Here is a 1,117-nt window from a genome sequence, read left to right on the forward strand (position 1 = left end):
GGTCATAGGGGGCACGGACAACCTGAAAGCGGCCCGGGACATCTATACCCGGCTACGCATCCGGGCGGCCGGGGGGCGGGCGAACACGCCTTGCAATGACAAGGAAATCGAACTGGCTCTGGGCATGCATCTCCAGATTATGGGGGGCACAGACAACCTGAGAGCGGCCTGGGACATCTTTATCCGGCTGCGCACCCGGGCGGCCGGGGGGAAGGCTAACACCCCCTGTAAAGACAAGGATATTGAGCTGGCTCTGGGCAGGCATCTCCAGATCATAGGGGGTACGGTCAACCTGAAAGCAGCCCTGGATATCTTTATCCGGCTGCGCACCCAGGCAGCCGGGGGGAAGGCTAACACCCCCTGTGATAACAAAGAGATCGAGTTAACACTGGGCAGGCATCTTCAGTCTATGGGAGGTACGAACAACCTGAAAGCAGCACTGGACATCTTTACTCGGCTACGTACCCGGGCGGCTGGAGGACAGATGCATATCCCTTGCGAGGACAGGGATATCGAACTGGCTTTGGGCAGGCTGCTTCAGACCATTGGTGGAAGGGATAACCTGAAGGCAGCCTGGGACATCTTTACCCGGCTACGAGCCCGGGCTGCTGGAGGACAGATGCATATCCCTTGCGAGGACAGGGATATCGAACTGGCTTTGGGCAGGCTGCTTCAGATCATAGGGGGCAGGGACAATCTGAAAGCGGCTCTGGACATCTATACCCGGCTACGTACCCGGGCGGCCGGGGGGAAGGTGGATACTCCCTGTGATGACAAGGATATCGAGATAACGCTGGGCAGGCATCTTCAATTAATGGAAGGTCCAGGCAATCTGAAAGCGTCCCTGGATATCTTGACTCGGTTGCGCACTCAGGCGGCTGGGGGGAGGGTGGATACTCCCTGTGAGGATAAAGAGATCGAACTGGGTTTCGCATCTATTTTTATTGATACGGGAGCATGGGGGCAGTTTGATAGACTGCAACTCGATAAGCAGTTGTTTGCAGGGTTTGAAACCTGTTTATTTTTGAGTATCCGTCATTTCCAGGAATTAATGAACGCTGAGAACATCTTGCCCGGACATTTGCCTCTTCTGGGGAAAGCGTTCAACTGGGCTGCT

1 protein-coding gene is annotated in these 1,117 nt (G+C 55.8%); it reads left to right on the forward strand.

From position 1 onward, the window contains the following. Positions 1-1,117 (forward strand): hypothetical protein (locus tag E1189_RS22825; RefSeq protein ID WP_196220970.1); only part of this gene is annotated, 1,117 nt, incomplete at both ends.

This window comes from Parendozoicomonas verongulae (genome assembly GCF_009711465.1).
In the GTDB taxonomy this organism is placed as follows: Bacteria; Pseudomonadota; Gammaproteobacteria; order Pseudomonadales; family Endozoicomonadaceae; genus Sansalvadorimonas; species Sansalvadorimonas verongulae.